The following is a 2,800-nucleotide window of genomic DNA, read 5'->3' as shown; positions in this document are numbered from 1 at the left end:
CGGCCGGCGACTGCGGCGGCAGCGCGGCGTCCAGCGCCGGCTCGCCCGGTTCGGGCAGGCCGTCGCCGCTGCGCAGGCGCGCCACCTGACGCTCGGCGCGGTCGAGCTCGTAGCTCACGCGAAGCAGCAGGCCGATCGCCATGCAGGTGGTCAGCACGCTCGAGCCGCCCGAGGAAATCAGCGGCAAGGTCAGGCCCTTGGTCGGCAGCAGGCCCAGGTTCACGCCGATCGAAACGAAGGACTGCAGGCTCACCCACAGGCCGACGCCGAAGGCACAGAAGCCGGCGAAGTGGCGCCGCATGTTCACCGCGCGGAACCCGATGTCGAAGGCGCGCCAGGTGAAGGCGGCGAACAGGGCGATGATGCCGAACGAGCCGACGAAGCCCAGTTCCTCCGCGGTCACCGAGAAAATGAAGTCGGTGTGCGCCTCGGGCAGGTAGTACAGCTTCTGCACGCTGCCGCCCAGGCCGACGCCGAACCACTCGCCGCGGCCGATCGCGATCAGCGCCTGCGTCAGCTGGAAGCCGTCGTTGAACGGATCCGCCCACGGGTCGCGGAACGAGGTGAGGCGGCGTACCCGGTAGGGTTCGGCGATCGCCACCAGCGCCAGCAGCGGCAGCGCCACCAGGGCCGGGATCACCAGGTTGCGGATGCGGGCGCCGCCCAGCCAGACCATTCCGCCGGTGATCGCCAGCATCAGCGCCGCCGAGCCAAAGTCCGGCTGCAGCAGCAGCAGCATGACGATCACGCTGGCCATGGCCAGCGGCTTGATCAGCGCCATCCACTGCTGGGCGATCTCGTCGCGATAGCGCACCAGGTAGCTGGCGAGCCAGATGATGAACATCAGCTTCACCGCCTCGACCGCCTGGAACTTCGAGACGCCGAGGTTCAGCCAGCGCTGGGCGCCGTTCACCGTGTGGCCGATGCCGGGCAGGAACACCAGCAGCAGCATCACGAAGCACAGGGCCAGCAGCAGGTGGCTGTACTTCTCGACCAGCTTGAGCTCCATCCGCATCAGGCCCCAGGCCAGCCCGCAGCCGATGCCCAGGAACACCACGTGGCGGACCAGGAAGTAGAACGGGCCGACGTCGAGGCCCTCCGCGATCGCGATCGAGCTCGACGCGACCATGACCACGCCGAGGCCGACCAAGGCGAGCGTCAACAGCAGCAGCACCGGGTCGTAGCGCCCGGTGATGGCGTCGAGGCGGGTGGCCTGGTGGCTTCGGTCGGCGGGCATCATCTCAGCGCACCTTCAGGGTCGCGAGGCCGACCAGCACGAGCATCACCGAGATGATCCAGAAGCGCACGATCACGCGCGGCTCCGGCCAGCCCTTGAGCTCGAAGTGGTGGTGGATGGGCGCCATGCGGAACACGCGCTTGCCGGTGAGCTTGAAGCTGGCGACCTGGATCATCACCGACAGCGTCTCGACCACGAAGATGCCGCCCATCAGCACGAGGATCGCTTCCTGGCGCACGATCACCGCGATGGTGCCCAGCACCGCGCCCAGCGCCAGTGCGCCGATGTCGCCCATGAACACCATCGCCGGGTAGGTGTTGAACCACAGAAAGCCCAGGCCCGCGCCGGCGATCGCCGCGCAGACGATGGTGATCTCGCCGGCGCCCGGGATCGCCGGGATCTGCAGGTACTGCGAGAACACCGCGTTGCCCGAGGCATAGGCGAAGATGCCCAGCGCCGCCGCCACCAGCACGGTCGGCATGATCGCCAGGCCGTCGAGGCCGTCGGTGAGGTTCACCGCGTTCGAGAAGCCGACGATCCAGAAGTAGGCGATCACCACGAACATCGCCCCCAGCGGCAGCGCGAAGTCCTTGAGCAGCGGCAGGAACAGCGTGGTCGCGTTGGCGTTGTCGGCGGTGTAGTAGAGGTACAGCGCCGCGGCCAGGCCGAAGATCGACTGCAGCGCGTACTTGTGCCGCGACTTCAGGCCATTCGGATCGCGCCGGACGATCTTGATCCAGTCGTCGAGCCAGCCGATGGCGCCGAAGGCGAGCATCACCGCCAGCAGCACCCAGACGTACTTGTTGCGAAGGTCCGCCCACATCAGCGTGGAGAGCGAGACCGTGAGCAGGATCAGCGTGCCGCCCATGGTCGGCGTGCCGGCCTTCGAGAAGTGGCTCTGCGGGCCGTCGGTGCGGATCGGCTGGCCGCCCTTGAGCTGGGCCAGGCGCGCGATCACGTGCGGGCCCAGCCACAGCGACAGCAGCAGCGCGGTCAGCGCACCGAGGATGCCGCGGAAGGTGATGTAGCCGAACAGCGGCGGCATCCAGCCCATCTCGTGCAGCCAGCGGGCAAGTTCAAGCAGCATGGTCGGCGTCTCCCTGCCGGTCGGCGGCCAACAGCGCGGCCATTACCTTGTCCATCGCGCTCGAGCGCGAACCTTTCACCACGCAGCGCAGGCCGGTGCCGGCCGCGCGCAGCGCGGGACCCAGCGCCGCGACCAGCGCGTCCTGGTCGGCGAAATGGCGGGCGCCGTCGCCGAAGGCGCGGCTGGCGTGGGCGCTGAGCTCGCCGACCGTCCACAGCCGAGTGACGCCGGCGCGGCGCGCCTGGGCGCCGATGTCGGCGTGCAGCAGTTCTGCGCCCTCGCCCAGCTCCTTCATGTCGCCCAGCACCAGCCAGGCCTCGCCGCCCGCCCCCGCCAGCGCGGCGATGGCCGCGGCCACCGAGCCCGGGTTGGCGTTGTAGCTGTCGTCCACCAGCACGGCGCCGCCGGCCAGGCGATGCGGGATCTGCCGGCCCGGCACCGGCGCGGCGGCCGCGAGCCCGGCGGCGATGTCGTCG

General features: G+C 69.7%; 3 protein-coding genes. All 3 read right to left on the bottom strand.

Annotated elements, in window-relative coordinates; genetic code table 11:
• Positions 1-1,237: putative lipid II flippase FtsW (gene ftsW, locus Q0C12_RS14825; protein ID WP_290891560.1), on the bottom strand; the 1,237-nt coding region annotated here is incomplete at its 3' end.
• Positions 1,238-1,241: 4 nt separating this feature from the next.
• A complete protein-coding gene (gene mraY / locus Q0C12_RS14820) occupies positions 1,242-2,324 on the bottom strand; it encodes a phospho-N-acetylmuramoyl-pentapeptide-transferase (protein WP_290891557.1) in 1,083 nt (360 codons plus the stop codon).
• Positions 2,314-2,800: cyanophycin synthetase (locus Q0C12_RS14815; RefSeq protein ID WP_290891555.1), on the bottom strand; the 487-nt coding region annotated here is incomplete at its 5' end. The genes Q0C12_RS14815 and mraY, both read right to left, overlap by 11 nt.

It is taken from the genome of Arenimonas sp. (assembly GCF_022842045.1).
In the GTDB taxonomy this organism is placed as follows: Bacteria; Pseudomonadota; Gammaproteobacteria; order Xanthomonadales; family Xanthomonadaceae; genus Arenimonas.
This window is presented reverse-complemented; position numbering and strand designations above follow the sequence as displayed.